Genomic DNA, 21867 nt, shown 5'->3' on the forward strand with positions numbered 1-21867 from the left:
TTCCGCGGGCATTTTCTTGCCAGCGGTGCGGAAACGCCCTATGGTTGAAGGGAAGAATATGGCGGGAAATGTATCATGTTAACTTCGCCACCATCTAAACGGCCTCAAAGGCGTTTAAATGCTGACGAAAAGCGGCGACTGGTGCAGGATTTGGCGAAGAACATCTCGACAGATGAGCTTGCCAAAACCTACGGGATCAGCCGCCGCGCCGTTCAGATGATTGCGGCCAGGCTGCATCGCGATCCGATAGCAAGGATCGAGACAAAGGTTCTTGGTGTTCGCTTGGAAAGCGACGAAATGCGCGCCCTTGATGTTCAAGCGGGGCGGTTCGGCATGACCCGAGCAGCATTTGCAAAGAAGGCTCTGCGTCGTGCATCGGGCTTTTTTGATCCAGACGATGACCTGATTGAGATCGGAGCCGAGCTATCTAAGGAGGTTCGCCGCGTTGGCAACAACCTAAATCAGCTTGCCTATCACGCTAATCGTAAGGCGCTTGTCTCCGGCAGCGCAGAAATTTCGCCACATGATCTGGCTACAATCGTCGCCATGAGGGATGAGCTTAAGGCTGTATCTGACCTCGTTTCAAAGCTAATTGTGACGAAAGCCCGCCGCCGCAAAGCTCGCCTTGATCAAATTTTGAAGGCGCTGGACTGATGGCACAGCGAAGCAGCATCGTCACCAATTTCCTTGATGATCACCATGTCCGGTCTGGTCGGCGGGTCAAATCTGGGGGTGGGGGCGGCTCCGTCACGCGGCTTCTTAGCAATGTTCGCAAGGCAAACACTCCCCAGGCTGTGTTCAAGATCATCCGCAGCGGAGGATGCTACAACCGTGCCGACATAAAGGCTCAGATGAATTACGTCTTGGGAAAGTCGGATCACGTTATCGACCCCAGTTACCGGCACGATGGCGGCAAGGAGCTGACAGGTCGCCAGGTTTCACGACTTGCTACCGATTGGTCTGAGGGTTGGCGCGGTAAGATCGAGAACGGGAACTCGATGCACTTGATGATGTCATTTCCCAAAGGGACTGACACCGAGAAGGTTAAAGCCATCACGCGTGGAGTATGTGATGAGCTCATAGGGCAAGGATATGGCCGTTGGAATTATATCGCTGGCATACATACGGATCGTGATCATCCGCACGCCCACATTATTGTAGACCGGCGCAATCAAGAAAATGAGCTTTTCTATCTAGAAAAAGACGGAGAGCTTTCTTATGACCGCTTTAAAGATGCGATGGTCGAATGGGGGCGGGCGGCTGGAGTTGAAATGATCAACACTAGTCGGTTTTCGCGTGGCATTACCGAGGACGCGCTTAGCTCGATAGATTTACGAAAGAGTTTGCGCGGTGAATTGATCGAGCATGGCAAGTCCCCTTATGGTCATGACCCTAAGAATACACCAAGTTATTACGTTAAGCTGGCTACTGAAAATGGTATTAAGGAAATGTGGGGCAGTGGCTTGGGTCGGGCAATGGCCGAGGCAAATGTCGACACAGGACAAACCATTGCAATCACCAATCGAGGGAAAGAAGTTACCAGCTTTACTAATCGTGCCGGTAAGGACGTGGCCTTTACTCGCACGCAATGGGAGGTCCGTGCGATTGGACCTAGCCAGACCCAAGATCGCGCGGCCGAGGGCGTGGACAGCGATTTTATCAAGCAAAGACTGTCCGAGGTTGCAGACACATATCGCAGCCTTGGCAGCATAGCTGACCGACTTGGGAATACCCTTACGGCAAACGCATTGGAGCGCATGGCGCAGCAAATTGAGAAAGGTGAAGACATGAGCGATAGGGCAGGGGCCATTGAGGCCAACCCGGCATTGGAGCGGGACGTCGATCAATTCGAGGCAAAGCTAATAGCATTGCGCTCTACGATCAAAGAAATCGACCGCAGCATTGATCGAGCGCCACCTGAGCAACGGGCGCAAATGGATAAGGACGTGGATGACATGCTGCGCAGCGTCCGAGAGTTGAATCCTCTTGGGGAGCAGACCCGCACCCTGACTAGCCCTGCATCTGACAGCATCTATGCCGAAAAGGTGGCGCGCGACATGCAACGTGATCTGGCGCCGGACAGGCTGGAAGCTGCCCTGGAAGGTAGTGGCATTGACCCGCGGGAGGTTTCAGCGCGCATTGAAATGACTGCCACCACGGCGGCGCTGGAAAGCCGGTGGGTTGAACGAGACTTGCATGCCGTCGCTGACAAGAACGGCTATGACCTCGCGACCAGTGAGGGGCTGGAGAAGGCTCGTGATCATGTCAGCGATATTTATGACAGGGTTGAAGACGCGCTACGCGATCAGAGCATTGACCGCACTGAGGCAGTCGATGTGCATTCGACTGGCGAGCGTCAGGACTTTAGACGCCTTGTCCAGCAGTTCGAACGGACTGATTTCAACTGGCCTTATTCAGAAGACAGCCAAACGAGACAGCAGGGGCAGAACGAGGTCGCAGCAGCCAGCGACGCGTTCACTGATTTTGCTGACAGGTCGCGGGATCATGCGGAGCTTGCCTCCGAGGCATGGGACCGGAACGCAAATGACGCGCGCGGTCCCGAAGGCTATGTGCCTGCGACAGAACGCAGGATGCCTGACGAGGATATTCAGCGAGCGTTCACAGCTATCCAGATGGATCGTGTGCGAGAGCAAGAGGAACGTGCAGCACAGAGTCAGGAGCGCGATAAAGCCGCCGCACTCGATGAAGCCAAGCAACTTGCGGCGAGAGGTGGCAACATGACTTTTGACGAGTCGCGCCGGCTTGTCGATGCAGTCGAACGTGCGCTTGGGCAGGATGCAGTTCGTGACATGCAGAACGGAAGAGCGCCAGACATTCCAGGAATGGGCACGGCTCAGCGGCATGACTTTGCCATTGCTTACCTGAAGGCTGACCAGAATATCGGTAGCAGCCGTGATCACTCCCACGCAATCGCGCAACACAATGTTGCGGCCGTCAAGCATGAGCAAGCCCTCCGTCATGAGCGGCGTGGTCATGAGCAAGACGGTCACGATTTTGGATAAGGAGTAATCCCATGACCAGACTTGAAGGCAGGCTGCGCCAACTAGTAGGGGTTCTCCTTATTGGTTTCTTCGCTTTTCTGATTGGCTACGTGCTGGCGTCGGGTCTCGCCCAGTACCGCTACGACTTGGCCGAACTCGATCTCTTTTTTATCGCTACGCAGTACAGTGACATCCAAGCGCGTGATCCACGCGGCTATGTCCTAATAAACTTTGTGGTCATTGCAACCACCCTGGCGGGCTTCATGCTGGCTGCTAAGGTGACGACAGAAGACCTTACACGCTTTGGGAAGACGAGCTGGCAGACGAAACGGCAAATGAAGCGCAAACGCTTCTTAACCAATCCCGCCAAAGGCTTTGTTTTGGGAAAGACGGGTGACCCAGGCTCAAACCAACCCTTTATTGTATCTGCCGAGCATCCACATGCCCTAATCGTTGCGCCTACGGGACGTGGTAAGGGCGTGGGCTTCGTTATTCCCAACTGCCTAACCTATGCAGGCAGCAGCGTAGTGCTGGATGTGAAAGGCGAAAACTTCGAGCTAACATCACGCCACCGGAAAGCGCGGGGCGATACGGTCTATCGCTTTGCACCGACCGATTGGGAGTCGCCGTCGCACCGATACAACCCCCTCAAACGCGTCGGCAAGATGAAGAACCCTGCGCAGCGCATGATGGAGCTTCAAAAGATCGCCAAGCTGTTCCTGCAAGCCGGGCAGGGGGCAGAGGAGTTTCTACCGGGCGCGACGGATATTTTTGTCGCTTGCGGGATGCTGGCTTATGAGAAAACCCGCGTCACGTTGGGGGAGATTTACCGCTATGCGGTTCAAGGCGGGGAGACAAAGACGCAGTACGCTTACTATGCCCGAATAGCGGAAGATCCTGCCACTAAGATGATGTTCAACAAGCTCGCGAATATCACCGAACGCACCCTGTCGGCATACCTCTCAGTTCTCAGCAGCTCGGGCCTTGGAACGTGGGCAAACCCGCGCATTTGCGCTCTGACTGATGATAGTGATTTTGAGTTTGTGACCTTCCGCAAAAAACCTCAGACTGTTTATCTGGTTGTGCCGCCAGATGACGTTGCTGCAATCGCACCGCTGATCAGATTGTTTTTTTCCGATCTCATTTCTTCATTGCAGGGGGCTGGCGAGCCAGGTCCGGACGAACCCTGGCCGGTCCTAATCATGCTGGATGAGTTCGACAAACTTGGAAAAATGCCGATCGTAGCTGAGTCGATCAAAACTCTGCGGTCATACGGCGGCAACTTGGCAATTGTTACGCAGACGGTTCCAGCGCTGGACGAGATCTATGGGCAGAATGTCCGCCTGTCGCTCCAAGGTGGCGCAGGGATAAAATTATATCTGACGCCTTCTGAGGAAAAAACGGTGTCTGACCTGTCTCGTGCCACAGGCATGACGACGCGGCGGGTCGTCAGCAAGAGTCGGACTATTGGTCAAGGTGCTTTCAATGGCGTCAATGTCAGCGAACGAACAGAAGAACGGCCTTTGTTGTCAGAGGATGAAGCGCGCCGGCTGCCCAAGGATGACGTGATTATCATTGTTGATGCCGACATGCCGATCCGGGCAAAGCGTATCAAATACTTCAGTGATGCAAAGTTGAAGCCAATGTTCGAGGCTCAAACCGGTCCTATGCCGATGCCTCCGCATAACCCTGCTATGGATAAGTACGTTTTCCCCGACATTGGCTTGATGGAAGCGGACGCCGCCCGCGCGGCAGAAAAAGCTAGGGTACGCTTGTTGCCACCCCCGGAGAAGGTGGATGCCGAGGCGTCACCTGAAATCGTTGAGCCTGTTGCGGTCGGGAAGGATGCCAGCGTTGAAACCGCTGACAGAACGATCGTTCAGGACGTCGAAATTGCAGCGCCTCAGATCGTAGAGCAAAACGATCCGGCTCCGGATGATAGGCCCAGATCATCACGCAGGTTGGCTCGAAAAGCGCCTTCAGCTGACACTTCCGTTTCCGCTGTTCGCTCGACACGGAGGCCACAACGAAAAGCGGTGGCAACTGCACAATTAGATTTGGCCTTAAAGGACGTGCCCGACACTCCAGAAGCCCGCGCGGTCGTTGACCGCACGTTGAAGAAGGGGCGGTCAATGCTGGACGATCTGCGAGACAAATTCACTGATATGGACGTAATATCTCAGGTTGAGGTTTGACGTATCAAGTACCTACCCGAACAAAAAAAGCCCGCCGTTAAGGCGGGCTTTTCTGTTATGGGATCAGGAACGGTCCCGGAACCTATTTGGCATGTTAAGTTGTCGCTGCACGCTTGGCTGTGCCTGATGCGGGGAGGCGGGGCTTGCCCCCGTACCCGGTCCGGGCCCAGGTGCGGGAGGTGATGACCCTGCATTGCCGCCGCTACCGGCACCGCGGAACGATCTCGACAGAGCTGCAGGGCCTGCCATCGACCCGGACAGGTTGCGATACACGCCAGCAGTAACCGCAGCCGCCGCTAAAGGACCAACGGCCGCAACCATCCCGCTTAGGCCGCTCACAATCATCGGTATCAGAACAATGGTGAAAATCATCATAAAGAGGATCGTCAGAAACGGGACCAAGCCAGCGATGGATTCGATGTTTGTTGGATCAAGGTTATCAACAACACCTTGCGTAAGCCTGATCATTGAACCCAGCACAGCGGCGATGACGATAGGATAAAGAACGTAACTTAGAGTCGAGCGAAGCCACTGAAAAAAGAAGTCGGACGTCGCTTTGAAGACTGAAAGACCAATAAAAATGGGCGCGAGGCCAAGATGGATCGTGATCATGACTAGGGCGAAAATCAAGATCAGTCCCGCCACTGCCGCCGTGAGGGAATGTAGGATGAAGAAAATGCCGCTCATTACGGCACGGCTCATGTAACTGAGGTTGTCCATTGTCGTATTGGCGCTGGTTGCGAGGCGGTCCAGCATATCATCGAATGAGGCTGCAAGACCCATGTTCGGATTAGAGCTGCCTGACAGCATGGCACCTGCAATTGAATCCATGCCGTTTATGACCGCACTGGCTATGGCATTGAATTGGCTCCACACTGTCGCGAACTGGAAAATTAAAAGCAACTTTACGACCAGTATCAACAGATCTCCGACAGGCTGTGGCCGAATTTGCAGGAGCGCATTGATAAATACGAGGATGATAGCCAGCGATGCTGCTACTTGGAGTGTGTCACCGATAGCTGCGGCGGTAAGGCCAAACTGCGATTGCGCGGCGTCACTGAGTTGCTGCTGTCCAATTTCCACCAGTTCCGAAACTATAGGCATTATAGGACACCACTTTCTTTGCAGATTGTCCGCACTTCGGAGGATAGGGCATTCGTGGCCCTGCTGTTTTCAAGCCGAACGCTTGCCCACTCATCGAAGTGTAGCCCCTCAAAAACGGCCATCATTTCATCGAGCGCGCTGTCCCAATCCGAGAAATACATGTCGCACGAGCAGGCTTGCTCAGACACAATCCGCTCTGCGTTCTGGCGCCTGTAGACTGATAGCAGGACAGAATTCGCTTGATCCGGGTTGGCATTGACTGGCGCGTTTCTTGGATTTGGAAGAACAGGACGTGGTGGGATTGAGCAGCCGCGTTCTGAAATTTCTGGATTTCCTGCGCTCTGCGTGTCGAAGCGCAGAAACTTACGTTCCTGATCTTCCGTCACCTTGTCTGCGTGGGCAGTAGCGGCAGTAGCGGCAACTGCGATAGCAGCGAGAACAATAGACTTCATCATCCCGCTGTTCCCTTCGCTGTCGGAAGGTAAAACTCGGCAATGCCGCGCTTTCCGTCTTTCCGACCTGTCTGAATGATGACGTCGATAGATCGGGTGATGTATTCACGAATTTCCGAATAGCTCATGGGCACATCTGATCGGCCCGCTTTCATGGCAAGGGCATCTAAGGCCAAGGTTGGCGTTTCGGCATGAACGGTAGTCGCTGAGCCGCCATGCCCTGTGTTGATAGCTTCAAGGAATGTCATCGCTTCCTTGCCGCGCACTTCGCCAACGATCACTCTGTCAGGCCGCATTCGGAGCGAAGAAATCAGAAGCGCGTCAGGCGATCGCACGTCGCTGTTCCTGTCGGCAATCAAGGACACTGTATTAGGTTGGCTAGGCAGCAACTCAGCGGCGTCCTCAATAGTGATGACCCGTTCAGTTGGAGGAATGAAGGTCATGATTTTGCGAAGGGCTACAGTCTTGCCCGTCGAGGTTCCGCCTGACAGGACCATGTTCAGCTTTTCACCGACACAGAACTCTAGGGCTTCATCGAGGGTGCCCTTTTCTGCGATTTCTTTGAGCTGCAGGTTTCGTGCAGCGCGCTCCTCATCCAATGATCGCTGTTCTCCATAGAGATAGTCTAGTTTGACCTCATCGAGGGGCAGGGACGAGAAGAAGCGCATTGCGATAGCATGGCCTGAGAGTGCCGCAGGTGGTGCGACGACCTGGACCCTGATCGGACGGCCGAGATACTCAATAGAAGCCGAGATAAGGGGTTTGGCTTTGCTGATGGTCGCTTGGGCCTGGCCGACGATACTAGCGGCTAAGTCAGCCAGCACATTTCTTGACAGATGCGCCTCACACTTCCGCATGAAGTGGTCACCACGAGTTTCTGCCCAAACTGTTCCATCAGGGTTGATGCACAGCTCCACAAGGTCATCGCGCGTGACTACATCGCCTAGCGCGGCCATCGCCTGATTAAAGTAGCTGTCATCTTGCATCAGAAAATCTCCAGATCACGGTCAACCATGATCGTCACACGGGCGCCTTGGGCGACACGGATAGTTGGCTTGATGCGTAGGGACTCACTCAGCACGGAGGTTGTTGCGTTGGTTAGGTTCTGCCCTACGCTATCCGCCATGTCATTTGCGCGGTCATCATCCGTGTTTTCCGTCGCGAGTGCCGGAAGGATCGTCAGGAAGCTAACGAGAGCCGCCGAACCAAAACGCTGACCGAAATGATTGTTAACCCGTCCCGTAAGCCCGGACTGTCCTATTTCATCGCCACCATAGGCTGAAATTGTGACGGACTGATTGTCCGGCATGATGATGCGTTCCCATGCCACCAGCGCGCGGCGCTGGCCCAATTCCACGCCTTCAGAGTATCGTCCGATCACTTGCGATCCCCGAGGGATCAAAATGCGCGTCCCGTCATAGGAATGCACATCCTCGCTTACGACCCCCCTAATCGCACCGGGAAGCTCCGAATTAATCGCAGTTTCCAAAATAGCTTGGATCATCGTTCCTTGCGTTACAGTGTTTGCGGGGTTCACTATTACGGAAGCCCGCTCGACCTGCGCCGGCCTTCCTGCATCGCGCACGAACGCCTCGTTATCTGACAGCCGCGCTTCACGCTGTTCAGCAGCACCGGAGGCTTCGCCACCGCCTCCACCGCTTCCCCCAAAGGCAAGCATACCCGAAGAACGGCGACGTTCCTGTTGCTCTTGGGCTAGGCGTCGTGCTTCTTCGGTTTGTCGGGCACGATCATCTAGCGCGGCATTGCCGGACTGGTCGTAATTGTCACCCCCACCAGACAGCCGGGCAAGATCCAGCTCGCTTTGCAGTCGTTGCATTTCACGCGCATGGTCCTGCGCGATCCGCGCCGCTTCCGAGTCACGTTCCGCATCGCGAAGACGCAGTGCTTCAAGTTCCTCTGCAAGCTTCGATAGCCGGTCATCATCCACAGGGGTTTCCGTGACGACTTCGGCATTATCTGTTTCGCTGGCTGCATCCCGCGCCGCAATCTCAGCCCGCAACGCTGCAAGTTGTTGCTGCATTTCTTCATAGCGAGGATCAGGTTCTGGCTGCTGCGGCTCCTCCGGCTCCGGCTGCAGGTCTGGTTCAGCGCCTTGGGCTACCCGCAGATGGCCGTAGGCGCTTGTACCAATATTCTGGAAAGGGTCAGACTGTCCTGTGCGAAGGCTGGAACCATCCGTTGAAGACTGTGAAACTGTATAAGCAGCCAAGCCTAGCCCGCAGATCGCAATCAGTCCCGTGACCAAGATCGCAGGTGACCGTTTGCTCTCAGTTTTTTTTGCACCCTGACTCTCAGCCTCAAGCGCCTGAAGGCGCTCATTGAGCTGTTCTTCGGGATCGCCCTCAGTGCCTTGCGCGCCTTGCTGTTGATCGACTTTTGCGTTGCTCGTGTCGTCAGTCATTTGCTGCCTCCAAGCCTCGCAATCGTGTTTTCGGTTTCCCCGGCCCGCAGCACCCAATACTGCGAGACACCCGAAACCCTGATTGTGCCATCGTCCAAAGTTTGGCTGTTCACAGTGCGCTCCCGACCGCCCGAAACGCGGAAGATTGCGGGCAGCGAGGCATTCCGCGCGAAACGGAAATACGTGAACGTCCCATCATCGAATACTTCGCGGGGCGTGATTTCAGTCAGCCGGTTCGCGCCGTATGTGTCGTACGGGGCAGTTGCGACAACTTGCTTGTTGGCAGGAGGCGCAGAGCGAGTGCGTGGGCCATCGAACCGAACAACATAGTGCGTCGCAGAATTGGTTTCTGTGACCGCAAAGTAGTATGCCCGCTGATTGGTATAGACGATGATGTTCGTGGTGACGCCCGACATCATGGGTTTGACGAGCATTGCATGGCCGCCAGGAACCGCGTCGAACTGGAATCCTTCGGTATCACCCGCAGCGATTGATATGATTTCCTCGCCCGAGCCAAACTCGATTGAGGTGACTTTCATGATCGTTGTATTGATCCGGTAAACCTGGCCATCGACATACTGAGCTAAGCGCACCCGACTATCATGTGCGCCCGCGCGGGGGGTAACCTCGGCTTGAGCCACAGTCGAAAAACCGGCGAGGCAGAGTGCGGCGAGGAAGCTAGTTTTTTTCATTCCATGAACCTTTCCGACGAGACCACGTATTCCCGCACCGAAAAACCGAATGGGTTTTGCCACAGGGCTTCGAGAGTGCGCTGTTCTTGAGGCTGGAAGTTGAAGACAAGCGACACAGTGAATGTCCCTTCGGTCGTGCCGTTGGGCGTCACGAGCCGCTTCACAATCCGGGCCGTTGCCCTGTCATTGCTGAGAGGGGTGACGCTGATAACCTCCACATCCATACGGGAGTTCTCACCGTAGAGCGTCGGGGGGAAATCTGGATTATCCGCTGTCCACTGTTCGACTAGGGAGCCGCGTGCATTACCTTCAGAGCGATTGAGGAGCGTCTGAACGCGCTGATCGTTATCGATCCGATTGTAGGTTTCCCGGTCGCGCACATAGGCGAAAACAAGAGATTGCACGACTGCCTGCTGTTCATTCAGGCTGATGGTTCCCACGCTTGCCATTGGCAGCGCCATTCCAGTTGCAGGGTCAAATGGCACGAGGGCGGGTGCAGGTCGCTCGGTAAAGACTGCGACTGCGGCAGCAGACAAGCACCCTATGATGCCAAAGCCCCAACCCGTGAGGGCCAGCTTGCGCCAGAAAGTTTCGCGCTTGCGCGCACCGAAAATCAGCTCTTCTTCGATAATTTCCTTTTTTTCACGTGCCATTATTCGATGTTCCCGAACGTGAGGAACGCGCGCTCTTCGGCCATCGTGGCAGCATCCATCATCCCTGCCATGCCCGAATTTACTGCGGTTACAGCTTCAAGTTCGATGAGCTGCGACAGCGCAATGACGACTTCCGCATTTACGCGCGTGTTAAGGTCAATCGACGCCTTTAGATCCTCTGTCTCGCCAATCATATCGACCAGTGCACCTACGCGGCCGAGGCTTTGTGCGGTGTTTGCATGGGCGCTTTCGCCCGCTGCGGCGACGACAGCTCCTCCGGTTGCCGCGGATGCGACACGCCGAGCGCCTGGCACACTTGATCCTGCCAGTTCCTCAACGGTGCCCTCTCCAAACCCTGCGCTTTCCAGGGCTGCGGTCATAGTGGTCCGCATGTTCACCGATCGCGGGCCAGTCAGCCCGCTCCAGTCACCGTTCATTCCGGCCAGGATCGTCCCGAGGACGCCGCTCATGTTTCCTTCCAGCAGGTCATTCAGATCGCCGTCCATGGTCAGCCCGACAATGTCGCGGGCGCCAGTCAGGGAGGCATAGAGATTGTTGGCGGTCTCTAGGTGCCCTTGAAGAAGGGTCACTTGAGAAAGAAGCTGGTCGAGCTGCGCGTTTTGGAGTCCGGCATCTTCAAGCATGTTTTGAAGTTGCCGGATGGACTGAGCGATATTCTGAGTATCTACCGTCGGAACGCCTTGCGCGTAGGCTGCATTCGAGTGTGCGTAGGGCAGAACCGTTGCAGCCACGACAGCAATAGCAAAAGCTTTTGGACGGGCGAACTTTCTGAGGTCACGCATGGTCATTCTCCAAATCTTAGGAAACGGCGCTCTGAAGCCTGTTCGGCTGCGAACTGCATTGCTTCAGCACTAATAGGTTGTGAGTTCGCTGCCCGCAGACGGGTCAGCAGAACCATGACGCGCGCGGTTTCGGCGCGCATGTATGCATTGAGGGCCATCGCCTCATGCGGTGTGTCTGTAGCCTCAATCCGCTCTATTATGGCGCGGACGCGTACGGCTGACTGACGCACCATTTCATAAGCATTGTCGCCATAGAGCATCGCGCCATCGCTCATCATGGCAGTGTGCGCGCCAGCCGCTAGAACAGGCTCGATCGTGCCAAGAGCATCAACACCGCCGATTTGCGCCAGATACTCGTTATACTTGGCCGGGATGACCTCGACGTAGTGCCGCGTCTCGTTGAATGGCGGGACGCCGTTGTGACGCCGAACATTTCCAGGGCCTGAATTGTATGCTGCCAGTGCCAGAACAATGTCGCCATCAAACGTATCAAGCTGGGTTGATAGATAACGTGCGCCACCTTCCGCCTGCACGTAAGGATCACCGCGATAGGTTTCACCAATCCCTAGATCGACTGCAGTAAGCGGCATAATCTGCGTGAGGCCATAGGCCCCGACAGGTGACTCAGCGTGAGGGTTGAACCGGCTTTCCTGCCAGATCATGGCTTGCAGCAGTGCGCGCCATTGGACCGGCGACAGACCTGCTTTAGCCACACCGGGACGACTGTAGGTGGCTTGGGCAGCCCGGATGATGACTTGCTCTACAGTCACCTGAGCATCACCAAAAAGTTCCGGTGTGGCTGTATTGGCATCCTCGGCGGAATAAAGATTGGGCGCTGCTGAGGAAGGAGTTTCCCCTTCTTCCAGATCAGCAATCATGTCTTCTGAACTGCCTGTCGGACGAGTGCTGCCAATGATGGCATCAAGCGCGGCAAGCTGTTCTTCATGCAGCTGTTCAATTTCCTCAAGCCGCCCTTGTTTATTGCGCTGGCGTTCGAGGTCAGCAAACTGCTCCGTCAGGATTAGGAGGTTCTGCTGTAGCTGGTTGACGTCAATTACGGGAACGCCTTGACCCACGGCGATCGTGCTTGTGCACGATATTGCCGTTGCCAGCATGACTTTACGGAGCCGACTAGACACTGACTCCACCCTTTGCGTGCAGCTCAGGCAGCGGCGTAAAGTTGCAGGTCGGACGGCCGGAGGATGAGAAGCATTCCGATGAAACTGGACGCGTTTCACCAGCGCAGGCCGATAGTAGGCCGGACAAAGTAAGGGCGAAAATCACACGCTTCATTTCAGGGCTCTCCAGAATTCAGGATCATAATCAGGTGCGGCCAGTGCTGCGCGGCCTGCGGTGCTGTTGCCGATCGACATGAGGAGTTGGCCCAGGTCCGTGAGGTCCGTATCCAGTAGAACAGACCCTTGATCGTCTCGAACCAAGGCCACGCGCTTGCCCGGAGGGGTTTCAAGCATGATGGTCAGCTCTTTTGCGTTTAGATTGAGGGCCGCAAAGTCCTGTGCCGATGCGTCATCGTTCGGCAGAAGAATTTGCGTTTGGACGCCCTGCAAAATGGACGCGCCCGCCTTTGAGTTGGCAATTTGGGTGGCGAACTGTGTCACGAGTAGGACAACACAATTGAGCTTGCGCAGCGTGACTAGCCAACCTTGCAGCTTGTCCGCAAAGTAGTCTGTGTCGAGCGCCCGCCATGCTTCATCCACAACAATGATTGTGGGGCGGCGATCTTGCATGGCCCGCTCTAGGCGTCGGAAAATATAGCCAAGAACCGCTGCGCGCTCTTTGTCATTTCCGTTGTCTAAGACGCTTGTCAGATCGAAGCCAACTAGGTCGCCGTTCAGGGAGAAAGTGTCTTCGCGGTTTCCGCCGAAGATCCAACCATAACGGCCAGAAGGAGCCCACTCGCGTATGCGGCTTTCCAGATCACCGTCATCATCGAGGGGGGCGAAAAGGCTCGCAAATTGTGACCAATGGCGCAGCCCTTGCGGTGCTTCCGCATTTCTACGAATAGCATCTTGAAGAAACTGAGACTGTTGCGCCGTCAAAGGACGCTCGGCCCGTTCGATCAGCGCCGTTATCCATTCCGAAAGCCACTGCTGGCCCTCTGGATCAGTTTCGGACCACAGCGGGTTTAGCCCTGTTGGGCGGTTGGCTGTGATTTCGCTATACTCAGCCCCAAGCGCACGAAGAGGAACTTCAAGCCCGCGCCGATAATCGAAGGCAAACACCCGTGCGTTCATGCGCTGCGCCTGTGCAATGAGGAACGCAATAAGCACGGATTTTCCGCCGCCGGACGGACCGAGGATTAGAGTGTGGCCTGCGGGCGGTTCCGCATCCACGTTGCCGCGCGACAGTTTGCGATGAAAGCTAAACTGGTACCCGCTTCCTTCGGGGGTCGGAAATACGGTGATCGGGTCTTTCCACGGAACCTCGTCTCCATTTTTTCCGAGAGGTGTCCGATGCAGTGATGCCAAACCCGCAAAGTTTCGATTTGTGATGGTGCCGATCCGGGACCGGAAAGCGGCGTTGCCAGGAAATTGTGCGAAGTAATGTGCCCGTGATGCAAAGGCTTCGGTGATGACCTTGACGCCGGCTTCCTGGGCGACCTGCTGAATATCTGCCGCTGCCTCTGCAAGCTCACGCTCATTGCTGCTGTAGATCGCTGCTGTCATGTGATGCCCACCAAACACCAGTTTGCCTGTCACCAGCCCATCAGCCGCAGAGGCCAGTAGTTCGCGATCCGACACCCCTGCATCATTCATCGACGCCATCATCTTTTGAGCGCGACGAATACGCTCTTCCATTACATCGTTTGGAATAGGCGTGAAGCTGTGGGTGATGACCATGTCATGGGGCAGGTTCAGGCTGTCGAACATGCCGTGTTCGGTTTGATTAGGATAATTTTTGATCGTGAAGATCAGACCGCTCTTGCGACCGGTATTTCCGCCCGACAAGGTGATCCGGTTGCTCGCGAATGTCGGGCGAAAGTTGGCTATGCTACGGGCAAGAATACCAATCTCCGAAAGAGGATAGGTCGGAACCTCCGTGCCAGAGCCGATAGCTTCGAGGAAGCCTAGCAGCTCGCCGGAGGATGCGGTCAACGCACGACCGGACATGCCTTCTGTAGCAGACAGGAGGATCGAGACGACTTCACGCAGGCTGGCAAGCCGCCGCTCGCGAAGTTGCTTCTGATCCTCAACCTTGTCTTTGGCAAATCGCGCCCGCACTTTCTCAAAGGCAGATACTGAGCGACTAGCAGCGGGCCGACGCAAGACTGTAATGGTCAGTGTCTTGTCGCGAAGTCCGTAGGACGAAAGAGCCGACTGCCAACGCCTATCGACTTCGGCGGCGAACCCATCACCGCGAACAGGTGATATTTCCGGCGAAAGCCGCTTGCTGATCTTGTGGATATAGAAGCTAAACCGACCTTCGGTTTGCGCAATGATAGTGGCGATCCGTTTTTTCAAACGGATAAGCGCCTCATCGTTTGCTGTCATGCTGTTGAGGCCATTGACGCGAATGCACTGCATGTATTCGCCGCCGCGTGTCAGGATGGTTTCGTCATCGACAAGGCTGACAAAGGGCAAATAATCTTCGAATTGCTCTTCGCGGAAGGCAACTGATGAAATCAGGCTTGCTGCGCCCTCACCACTCAATTCCTTACGGCTCATAGCTGTTTCCATTCCAAAGGTTTTTATTCCGCGATGGTCGCGTTTTCTGAAGGACGGTCATGATTACGTCCAAAAAGTTTGGGTCCCACTGGGCCGCGGCATAAAGGGCCGGGTAGGTAGCTGCCGCCCAAGCCAGCACCCAGAAAGATTTGATCCAGATGAAAAGCAGGACGCCGGAAAAGACCCACACCATCCCGTAAATTACGGGCAAGCCGAGAAACTTTGGCGCGCGAAGCAGACCTTTAAAAACGACATCCTGCTTTGTCATGACATCAAGCCCACAGCGCCTCGACCATCGTCGTCGCGCCGCCAATACCTGCGATAGCGATGACAACCCACATGGCTTGGCGGAAGTCGATGATGCCGAAGAACCATGTGATGAACACGCCGATGAGCGCGAGCGTAGCGATGATCATCCCCAAGGGACCGGTCAGCGCATCCACCAGTCCTTGCAGAAAGTTTTGAATGGGATCGAGGTTAATATCCTGTGCCATCGCCGGTTCTGCGATCATCAGAACCATGACAGCGAGTGCGGCCAACAGCACCCAATTACGGGAAGCAGGACCGCCCACCCGGTTAAAGATTTGCGTCACAGTTGTTCTCCTTTGAGACGTTGGTAAACGGCCATAACCTTGCGGACATGGCCTTGCGTTTCGCGGTAGGGCGGGATGCCTCCATGACGCGAAACGGCTTCCGGGCCAGCATTATAGCCAGCCAGTGCCAGCTCCTTCGATCCGAAGCGGTCGAGAAGAAGAAGCAGGTAACGGGCAGAACCATCGAGGTTCTGGTGCATGTCATGTGGGTTTACGCCGAGTGTGGCGGCGGTCGCGGGCATGAGTTGGCCGAGGCCGATCGCACCGACATGGCTTAGAGCGCGAGGGTTGTACGCACTCTCGATTTCGATGTTAGCTCTGTAGAAGTCGCGCCAGTCCGTGACCGACATTCCAGCTTTGCGCAGGGCACCATGGCCTCCATAGCGCAATGCTGTCTGATGAATTGCATCGAGTACTTCAGGGCTTCCCGAGGCAGCGCGTGGTGCCATGAAACCATTGTCCGGCTCTGCTAGAAAGGACATGGAATTTTCGGGAACAGAAGCCTGACGTTCGGCTTCTGGGATTATCGGCTGCCCACCTGATCCGTAATGGCGGGCAAAGCCGTTGCTTTGTTCTCTAAATTCGAAGGCTCCGTCAGAACCTGGAACAAGGACCAAACCCTGTCCGAGACATGCAGTCGCGTTAAGAGTCAGACCTCCAATCGACCAAATAACGGCCGTCTTTAAATATTTCAAAACACTGTCCTTTTTCGAAGGGCATTATCAATCCGGGGAAGCCCCAGAGCATAAGTTTTGAAGCAACGCCCGACACGGTGAGCGATGTTTCTGGTTTGTTTCTGACTTTGTAGACCAATAACCGTTTGGATTTTTTATCGGCCGAAACGACCTCGTAAATCCATTTGCCGACTGCAGACGTTCCTTTTTTGGAAACGCTCTCTTGGCAAATTATGATTACCGATCCGCCCTCGTTTACGACCTGCGCAACGTCCTCGCTGATTATCACTGGCGGTATGGCTAGACTCATTGGGGGCTCCTGCTCACTGACAGGTGCCTTGATGCACTATGTTGGGTTGCCCGCACTAGTTGGATTTAACTAGATCACCACCTTCATACACAACATTTCAACAAACCTCAACATAAATAAATTGTTTGTTTAACATTGTTGAATGGTTTTAGCCCAGTTCACGCACAGGACACTCGAAGACCTGGAACGATCCTTCGGAGTTGCTGGCGACAGGTCCAAGCTGCTTGACCGGCCACGACAGGGAGTTTGCCATGCGCTGGAACGCTGGCGATCCGAGGAACAGAACAGTGTCAGCTCCTTCCTCGCCCAAGAACGTGTTGATCTTGGCAAGGATCATCCGAGACACATCGCGCGACCCGGTGACTACCATACGCGTAATCTCCCAGACCTTTTCATTCATAGGCGGGACCGCGTGGCACAGCTCCTGCGGCAAGCCGGGCAGTACGCCCAGGCAGGCATCGCGGATCATGTAGCTATACTGGATTTGCCCGGTGCCGCTGATCTGGTCGGTGCGGCGCAGTCTTGCCCCTCCGACGACAACACCGTTCAGCGTTGCCACAACATAGATCGTGTTGAAGGAGTCATACTGTTCGAACTCCAGATCTTCCGCGTGAAACAGCGGCCATTCCAGACGATCCACGAAAATCTGCTTGCGCAGTTTCAGGTAGTCATTGACCAGATGCCACCTGTCCAAGTCCTCCGGGCAGCGGATGACCTCGACCTGATAGCCGTCACGGGCCGCGTCACTGAACATGCGGCTTGGCTGCATCTTGACCATTGGTACCTACCTCGAAAACTTCTGTTGAGCCGATGAACAGGCGGATGCCTTCCGGCGTAACGGCCCACACACCCTTATTTGAGAACTTGACGGTGATCTCTTGGCCTTCCTGTAGATGGGCAAACATCGACACCAGGTTCTGAGCCATGTCGGCAGTAAAGTTAGCCTCGGCGGAGATAACCACGCCCCTTGGGCGTACCCTTGCGGTTAAGTCGGTCATCTGTCCCTCCTATGGCTTTCTGCCGGTTTGCTTAAGACGGTACTTACGGCTCAAAATTAACCATTGACACCAACATGTCCTTTTGGTCAGTTCATTAGTGCAAATTGCGTTTTTTACTTGACAGGTCTGAAATGATTGAACTCGTGATCCCGAATCATGAAGACGAACTTGCCGTTCTTGATAAGATCGGCAACGGGGGCTTCATCCTTGGCCTTGGCTTGAAATTTGGAAAACCTGATTTCTGCCTCAATCGCTATCCCGATGCGTGGACAAAAAAATACGAACAGGAGAACTATTTTTTTGGCGACCCCATGACCGTTTGGACCATGGCCCGCACGGGAATGATCCGCTGGTCGGAGTCCAGCCTTCCTGACCTACGCGGCGTGATGGCTGACGCTGCCACCCATGGGCTCGTCTATGGTGCTACCTTTGTCGAAGTAGTGAAAGGCAAACGGTCGTTCCTTTCCATCGCCCGCAACGACCGGGAGTTGACTGATGCGGAGATGGAATTGCTCATGGGCCGTGTAAAGGCGTGGGCAAACCTCTTCACGAGCTATTGGAAAACCATTGGGCTAACCCAAGGCGAGATTGACGCACTGGCCTCGATCAAGGGGGGAGCCAACCAAGATGACGCTGCTGAGACCTTGCACATCAGCCGGTCGGCACTGAGACAGCGATTGGCTACGGCGCAAGTCAAACTTCGGGCACCAAATTCCGTCAGTGCAGTCGCACGGGCCGCTCAAATGGGAATTATCTGAAATCCAGTAGAATTAGTCATGTGTGATGAGAAGGGTAGGGGGGAGGCATTGCGCTAGCCTCAGCTCAGAAAGTGATGTGGAGGCGCACTATGGGTCTCCATACACATCCAATAGTCGTCATACCCGCGAACCACGAAGTTTGGCAGATCGCAATGGTGTAGGCTCGGTACTTGGTGATCCGGCACATTGCGGCTGCGATTGGCAATTGATGCCTGTGCGATAGCGGCTGAAAGCTGACCCCATACCTTTGCCTTGTCCGGGGTCGGCACTACCTTCGTGGGACTTTTCCAGAAGCCGCGGCGGTGTGGATCGTAGATGACGTACTGCATGGCAAAGGTCGGCGCTGTGATGAACGATGCCAATCCGCAGCTGCGCCAAACGGTTCCCGATGCATAATTACCATTACTAGGTATTATGGCACCGCAACGGCACGCGCTATCCTGAAATGCGACTTTCTGTGCTCAACAATGGGTTGAGCCATGAAAGGATCATAGAATGAAGGTTCGGTTCTCTCACCTTTCCCTTTCCGAGCGCCGCAAGATCGAGCGCTGGCGGCAGATGAAGCTGAGCCCTGACGAGATGGCGCGCAGGCTTGGCCGGCACCGCTCGACGATCTTCCGCGAGCTGCGGCGCAATCACTTCCATGACGGCGAGATCCCGAAGCTCAGCGGCTATTGGTGCGTCGTAGCGCAAAGCTATTCGGATGGACGACGGACCCGGCAGCGCAAGCTGGTGCGTGATCCCGGGCTCCGTGACCAAGTCGAGCGCTGCCTGAGGTCCGGCTGGACCCCCGAGCAGATTGCCGGCCGGATGCGATATGAGAGTGCCCCGCGCCGGGTCTGCCAAGAGACGATCTATCAGCACATCTATTCCGAGGACGGTCGTCGAGGTGAGCTCTGGCGCCACCTGCCCTCTGGCCGCCGGCGCCGTCGGGGCTACCGGCTTCGCAAGCGCCCGCCACCGAGATTTGCGCCTGAACTCAGCATCTTGTTCCGCCCGGACATCATCGCGCATCGCAAGCAGTTCGGTCACTGGGAGGCTGACCTGGTGCTGTTCCGGCAGAAGTACGGGCCGGCCAATGTCACCACCATGATCGAGCGCACAAGTCGCTTCCTGGTCGCGTTGAAGAACACCGAAAAGCGCACCAAGCCGATCATGGCGCAGATCGCCCAAGCATTGACGCCCCTGCCCCGGCATGCCTGCCGATCGATCACCTTTGACCGTGGTTCCGAGTTCATCGATTGGCCGCATCTGCAGGCGGAGGTGGGCGCCCAAACCTGGTTCTGCGAGGCGCAGTCACCGTGGCAGAAAGGCGCCGTCGAGAACGCCAACAAGCGTCTCAGACGATGGCTCTGCCGCGACACCGATCCGAACACGCTTTCCCAGGAGGAGCTCCGTCAGCTCTGCGCGGGCCTCAATGCCACGCCGCGCAAGTGCCTCGGCTTCCGAACGCCTGCCGAGGTGTTCAAGGCTAACATACTCGGACGCGGCTACAGACGGGAGAAACTCTCCCGGCAACCATTGTCGCATTTGGGCTAGCGCTTCCAACAGAAACAGCCTCTCTGGTTTTTCAAACAACTTTCCTGCACCAAATAGATGCCGCTACTGCTACGCTACCGACCGACCAAGGTAGGGCCTATGGCGACGTTTAAGCCGCCCACAACTAATGCACATGTAGTGTGAGCGTTCGGCTCAGTGCCGACCCGCAGCCATAGTGCAGGATGCTGCAGCGGCAGGGCATTTGTGGTGGGAGAGATTATCTAGAATAACCACATCACAGGACTAGAGTGTCGGGACCAACTGGGTTTTGGTGTAGAGACGGAACATCGATGACGACAAGTGCAAACTAATCTTTGACCGACAGCGCATGCACCTCCCCCAGGACATGCACGTATCTATATCCATGCCGCTCTGCATAAGTCTTGGCCTTTTCCAGCGCCTCCTGCGCAGGAATGTTATGATGCAGGATGTGGCGCACCTTCCCTATCCTGTCACGAGCGACATCGACAGCGTCGATGCTCGCAACGGCATGTCCGTCCACTTCGACAGATACCTTGACCTCGATCCTGCGCGGCACCCCTTCAATCGGTGATCGCCTGACTTCCACATCCGGTTTCGAAGACCATACGGCTCCCGTCTTGAACGGCGCGTTATTCACCCGGCCTCGCTTGTTGATGATCTTGTATCCCAAACCACGCATGATTTGACCCACTTGCCAGCCTACAAACTGGTTCGCGAGGTCCCGCTCAGTCTTCCCTGGCAGGCCTTCGATCACTTCAGCGACGTCGGAGGCTATTGCCTGGACAGCCGGCTTCCCGATCCGGCTCATCGCCACATACTCTGCGATCATCTCAGACATCGACACGATCTCTGAAAGCTGCCTGCCCGTCTCGCTCCGGCCATAACTCTCGAAATGCGACATCGACATCTCCCCTATTCCCCTATCCCAGATTAACTGCACATATTGCGTAGTCATGCAGTTTCGTCAATACCATGAGGGCAGGTCGACGGACTGTGCCTCAACTGTCACCAAGAACAGAGAGCGGACTTGCGGTACAGGCCAAGCTTCCTGCATCATCTCAATGCCGTTTCAACATTCTCTGGGAGATCAAGCATGGCCCCGGATATCTTCTACACCTATGTTTGGGGCACCGATCCGATGGCCGGCCGCCCGGTGATCTTCACGTCCAAGGCCAACAGGACGTTGGCATTGAGATCATCCAAGGAAGGAGACTTGGTGATCGGGGTCGCCAGTACCAATCCGGGCAATCCCGATGTCATTATCCCCGAAGATATCAAGGGTCGTGTCGTCGTCGCCTGGCAAATCAGCCACATTAGCGCGGATACGACGTCCTATGGCATCGGTGTCGCGAACAGCTGGGATCTCGACGAGGCTGGCCAATACCGATGGCCATACGCGATGCATGCGTTCCGCGTCTGGTTTATTGAGAACGCCCCGCGTTTCAAGGACCTTCCGGGATACACCAACCAGACCCACAGCCAACGCGCGATCACATCAATTCAGCGGGTAGAGGGCGAACTTTCCGGGAGCATTCGTGATCTCATCCACAGCAACGGCAAACCGCTCGAAATTATAATGCCTTCTAACATGACCTTGCGCGCCCGAATGAAGTTACTCGCGCAGAAACACCCCTTCGCCCGAAACCAATACACCGTTACGCCGGACCCGGACGCGCTCTACTTCATCTATGCCGCCGAACTCGGCAAAGGCAGCAACATCTTCAAGATAGGGCATGCCCAGAACGGATATGCCCGTGTCCAGGAGTTCAACAAGTATCGACTCCGACGCGAAGCCCAGTGGGAACTCCGCGTCAATCAGCCCATCGGCTCCGTTGAGGAAGCCATCGAGGTCGAAAAACATCTAGGAACAGTTTTTGCTAATTGCCGGACCGAAGATAACCAAGAGATCTTCGTTGGCTTGAAAGAAGGCGATGTTCTGAGCCATCTTAGCAAGCTCAGTATTAAAGCCAAAACTGCTTCATTGGGTTAACATCGTATAATGAC

21 protein-coding genes are annotated in these 21867 nt (G+C 55.4%); 6 read left to right on the forward strand and 15 right to left on the reverse strand.

All coding sequences use genetic code 11. The features are described from left to right. Positions 1 to 75: 75 nt before the first annotated feature. The 3 genes from mobC to SY26_RS19020 are packed head-to-tail and all read left to right on the forward strand — an operon-like array spanning position 76 to position 5197. Complete coding sequence (gene mobC / locus SY26_RS20100) at positions 76 to 654, forward strand: plasmid mobilization relaxosome protein MobC (protein WP_139599552.1); 579 nt, start codon at positions 76 to 78, stop codon at positions 652 to 654. Then, entirely contained in the window at positions 654 to 3023 is a 2370-nt protein-coding gene (locus SY26_RS19015) for a relaxase/mobilization nuclease domain-containing protein (protein ID WP_084693959.1), read from the forward strand. The genes mobC and SY26_RS19015 overlap by 1 nt, the downstream gene beginning before the upstream one ends. 11 nt (positions 3024 to 3034) lie before the next feature. Then, positions 3035 to 5197: a type IV secretory system conjugative DNA transfer family protein gene (locus SY26_RS19020; protein WP_052715391.1), complete on the forward strand. Its 2163-nt coding sequence runs from the start codon at positions 3035 to 3037 to the stop codon at positions 5195 to 5197. A gap of 63 nt (positions 5198 to 5260) precedes the next feature. Here SY26_RS19020 and SY26_RS19025 read toward each other — a convergent pair whose 3' ends face one another. The 14 genes from SY26_RS19025 to SY26_RS21375 form a co-directional block, all read right to left on the reverse strand. Beyond that, complete coding sequence (locus SY26_RS19025) at positions 5261 to 6280, reverse strand: type IV secretion system protein (protein WP_176695189.1); 1020 nt, start codon at positions 6278 to 6280, stop codon at positions 5261 to 5263. Positions 6281 to 6300: 20 nt separating this feature from the next. Then, complete coding sequence (locus tag SY26_RS21370; protein ID WP_127899865.1) at positions 6301 to 6756, reverse strand: hypothetical protein; 456 nt, start codon at positions 6754 to 6756, stop codon at positions 6301 to 6303. After that, positions 6753 to 7739, reverse strand: coding sequence for an ATPase, T2SS/T4P/T4SS family (locus SY26_RS19030; RefSeq protein WP_046001869.1), 987 nt, complete (start codon positions 7737 to 7739; stop codon positions 6753 to 6755). The genes SY26_RS21370 and SY26_RS19030 overlap by 4 nt, the downstream gene beginning before the upstream one ends. Further along, a complete protein-coding gene (locus SY26_RS20215) occupies positions 7739 to 9175 on the reverse strand; it encodes a TrbI/VirB10 family protein (RefSeq protein ID WP_046001870.1) in 1437 nt (478 codons plus the stop codon). Before SY26_RS20215 ends, SY26_RS19030 begins: the two co-directional genes overlap by 1 nt. Beyond that, positions 9172 to 9867, reverse strand: coding sequence for a TrbG/VirB9 family P-type conjugative transfer protein (locus SY26_RS19040; RefSeq protein ID WP_046001871.1), 696 nt, complete (start codon positions 9865 to 9867; stop codon positions 9172 to 9174). Before SY26_RS19040 ends, SY26_RS20215 begins: the two co-directional genes overlap by 4 nt. Continuing rightward, on the reverse strand, positions 9864 to 10520 hold the full coding sequence (locus SY26_RS19045) for a virB8 family protein (RefSeq protein WP_046001872.1): 657 nt from the start codon (positions 10518 to 10520) through the stop codon (positions 9864 to 9866). The genes SY26_RS19040 and SY26_RS19045 overlap by 4 nt, the downstream gene beginning before the upstream one ends. After that, positions 10520 to 11329 carry a type IV secretion system protein gene (locus tag SY26_RS19050; RefSeq protein WP_084693960.1) on the reverse strand — a complete coding sequence of 270 codons (810 nt, stop codon included), beginning with the start codon at positions 11327 to 11329 and terminating at the stop codon, positions 10520 to 10522. The genes SY26_RS19045 and SY26_RS19050 overlap by 1 nt, the downstream gene beginning before the upstream one ends. Continuing rightward, on the reverse strand, positions 11326 to 12438 hold the full coding sequence (locus SY26_RS19055; RefSeq protein ID WP_046001874.1) for a lytic transglycosylase domain-containing protein: 1113 nt from the start codon (positions 12436 to 12438) through the stop codon (positions 11326 to 11328). The genes SY26_RS19050 and SY26_RS19055 overlap by 4 nt, the downstream gene beginning before the upstream one ends. 174 nt (positions 12439 to 12612) lie before the next feature. Further along, a complete protein-coding gene (locus SY26_RS19060) occupies positions 12613 to 15009 on the reverse strand; it encodes a VirB4 family type IV secretion system protein (protein WP_046001875.1) in 2397 nt (798 codons plus the stop codon). Then, on the reverse strand, positions 14999 to 15277 hold the full coding sequence (locus tag SY26_RS19065; protein ID WP_046001876.1) for a type IV secretion system protein VirB3: 279 nt from the start codon (positions 15275 to 15277) through the stop codon (positions 14999 to 15001). The genes SY26_RS19060 and SY26_RS19065 overlap by 11 nt, the downstream gene beginning before the upstream one ends. A 4-nt stretch (positions 15278 to 15281) precedes the next feature. Further along, positions 15282 to 15554 (reverse strand): TrbC/VirB2 family protein, encoded by a 273-nt coding sequence (locus SY26_RS19070; RefSeq protein ID WP_255352906.1) that lies wholly within the window; start codon positions 15552 to 15554, stop codon positions 15282 to 15284. A gap of 44 nt (positions 15555 to 15598) precedes the next feature. Further along, on the reverse strand, positions 15599 to 16219 hold the full coding sequence (locus tag SY26_RS20760) for a lytic transglycosylase domain-containing protein (RefSeq protein ID WP_342775325.1): 621 nt from the start codon (positions 16217 to 16219) through the stop codon (positions 15599 to 15601). Positions 16220 to 16734: 515 nt separating this feature from the next. Beyond that, positions 16735 to 17364, reverse strand: a complete 630-nt coding sequence (locus SY26_RS20110) for an acyl-homoserine-lactone synthase (protein WP_084693962.1) — start codon at positions 17362 to 17364, stop codon at positions 16735 to 16737. Then, positions 17330 to 17584 carry a hypothetical protein gene (locus tag SY26_RS21375; RefSeq protein WP_046001878.1) on the reverse strand — a complete coding sequence of 85 codons (255 nt, stop codon included), beginning with the start codon at positions 17582 to 17584 and terminating at the stop codon, positions 17330 to 17332. The genes SY26_RS20110 and SY26_RS21375 overlap by 35 nt, the downstream gene beginning before the upstream one ends. 131 nt (positions 17585 to 17715) lie before the next feature. Here SY26_RS21375 and SY26_RS19090 point away from each other — a divergent pair, with 131 nt between their 5' ends. Continuing rightward, on the forward strand, positions 17716 to 18342 hold the full coding sequence (locus SY26_RS19090) for an autoinducer binding domain-containing protein (RefSeq protein WP_052715395.1): 627 nt from the start codon (positions 17716 to 17718) through the stop codon (positions 18340 to 18342). A gap of 495 nt (positions 18343 to 18837) precedes the next feature. Then, complete coding sequence (locus SY26_RS19095; protein ID WP_046001879.1) at positions 18838 to 19881, forward strand: IS30 family transposase; 1044 nt, start codon at positions 18838 to 18840, stop codon at positions 19879 to 19881. Between the two features lie 307 nt (positions 19882 to 20188). Here SY26_RS19095 and SY26_RS19100 read toward each other — a convergent pair whose 3' ends face one another. Next, the gene (locus SY26_RS19100) at positions 20189 to 20764 is read right to left on the reverse strand and encodes a hypothetical protein (protein ID WP_157020547.1); all 576 of its coding nucleotides are present in this window, start codon (positions 20762 to 20764) and stop codon (positions 20189 to 20191) included. Positions 20765 to 20956: 192 nt separating this feature from the next. Here SY26_RS19100 and SY26_RS19105 point away from each other — a divergent pair, with 192 nt between their 5' ends. Next, positions 20957 to 21853 (forward strand): GIY-YIG nuclease family protein, encoded by an 897-nt coding sequence (locus SY26_RS19105; RefSeq protein WP_046001881.1) that lies wholly within the window; start codon positions 20957 to 20959, stop codon positions 21851 to 21853. The last annotated feature ends 14 nt before the right edge of the window (positions 21854 to 21867 follow it).

This window comes from Paracoccus sp. 228 (genome assembly GCF_000967825.1).
Lineage (GTDB): Bacteria > Pseudomonadota > Alphaproteobacteria > Rhodobacterales > Rhodobacteraceae > Paracoccus > Paracoccus marcusii.

Excerpts from the sequence above, each read along its gene's own strand:
- mobC (WP_139599552.1), top strand. The coding sequence starts at position 76 with ATGTTAACTTCGCCACCATCTAAACGGCCTCAAAGGCGTTTAAATGCT.
- SY26_RS19015 (WP_084693959.1), top strand. The coding sequence starts at position 654 with ATGGCACAGCGAAGCAGCATCGTCACCAATTTCCTTGATGATCACCAT.
- SY26_RS19020 (WP_052715391.1), top strand. The coding sequence starts at position 3,035 with ATGACCAGACTTGAAGGCAGGCTGCGCCAACTAGTAGGGGTTCTCCTT.
- SY26_RS21370 (WP_127899865.1), bottom strand. The coding sequence starts at position 6,756 with ATGATGAAGTCTATTGTTCTCGCTGCTATCGCAGTTGCCGCTACTGCC.
- SY26_RS19030 (WP_046001869.1), bottom strand. The coding sequence starts at position 7,739 with ATGCAAGATGACAGCTACTTTAATCAGGCGATGGCCGCGCTAGGCGAT.
- SY26_RS20215 (WP_046001870.1), bottom strand. The coding sequence starts at position 9,175 with ATGACTGACGACACGAGCAACGCAAAAGTCGATCAACAGCAAGGCGCG.
- SY26_RS19040 (WP_046001871.1), bottom strand. The coding sequence starts at position 9,867 with ATGAAAAAAACTAGCTTCCTCGCCGCACTCTGCCTCGCCGGTTTTTCG.
- SY26_RS19045 (WP_046001872.1), bottom strand. The coding sequence starts at position 10,520 with ATGGCACGTGAAAAAAAGGAAATTATCGAAGAAGAGCTGATTTTCGGT.
- SY26_RS19050 (WP_084693960.1), bottom strand. The coding sequence starts at position 11,329 with ATGACCATGCGTGACCTCAGAAAGTTCGCCCGTCCAAAAGCTTTTGCT.
- SY26_RS19055 (WP_046001874.1), bottom strand. The coding sequence starts at position 12,438 with ATGCTGGCAACGGCAATATCGTGCACAAGCACGATCGCCGTGGGTCAA.
- SY26_RS19060 (WP_046001875.1), bottom strand. The coding sequence starts at position 15,009 with ATGAGCCGTAAGGAATTGAGTGGTGAGGGCGCAGCAAGCCTGATTTCA.
- SY26_RS19065 (WP_046001876.1), bottom strand. The coding sequence starts at position 15,277 with ATGACAAAGCAGGATGTCGTTTTTAAAGGTCTGCTTCGCGCGCCAAAG.
- SY26_RS20110 (WP_084693962.1), bottom strand. The coding sequence starts at position 17,364 with ATGGTCAAGATGCAGCCAAGCCGCATGTTCAGTGACGCGGCCCGTGAC.
- SY26_RS21375 (WP_046001878.1), bottom strand. The coding sequence starts at position 17,584 with ATGACCGACTTAACCGCAAGGGTACGCCCAAGGGGCGTGGTTATCTCC.
- SY26_RS19090 (WP_052715395.1), top strand. The coding sequence starts at position 17,716 with ATGATTGAACTCGTGATCCCGAATCATGAAGACGAACTTGCCGTTCTT.
- SY26_RS19095 (WP_046001879.1), top strand. The coding sequence starts at position 18,838 with ATGAAGGTTCGGTTCTCTCACCTTTCCCTTTCCGAGCGCCGCAAGATC.
- SY26_RS19100 (WP_157020547.1), bottom strand. The coding sequence starts at position 20,764 with ATGTCGCATTTCGAGAGTTATGGCCGGAGCGAGACGGGCAGGCAGCTT.
- SY26_RS19105 (WP_046001881.1), top strand. The coding sequence starts at position 20,957 with ATGGCCCCGGATATCTTCTACACCTATGTTTGGGGCACCGATCCGATG.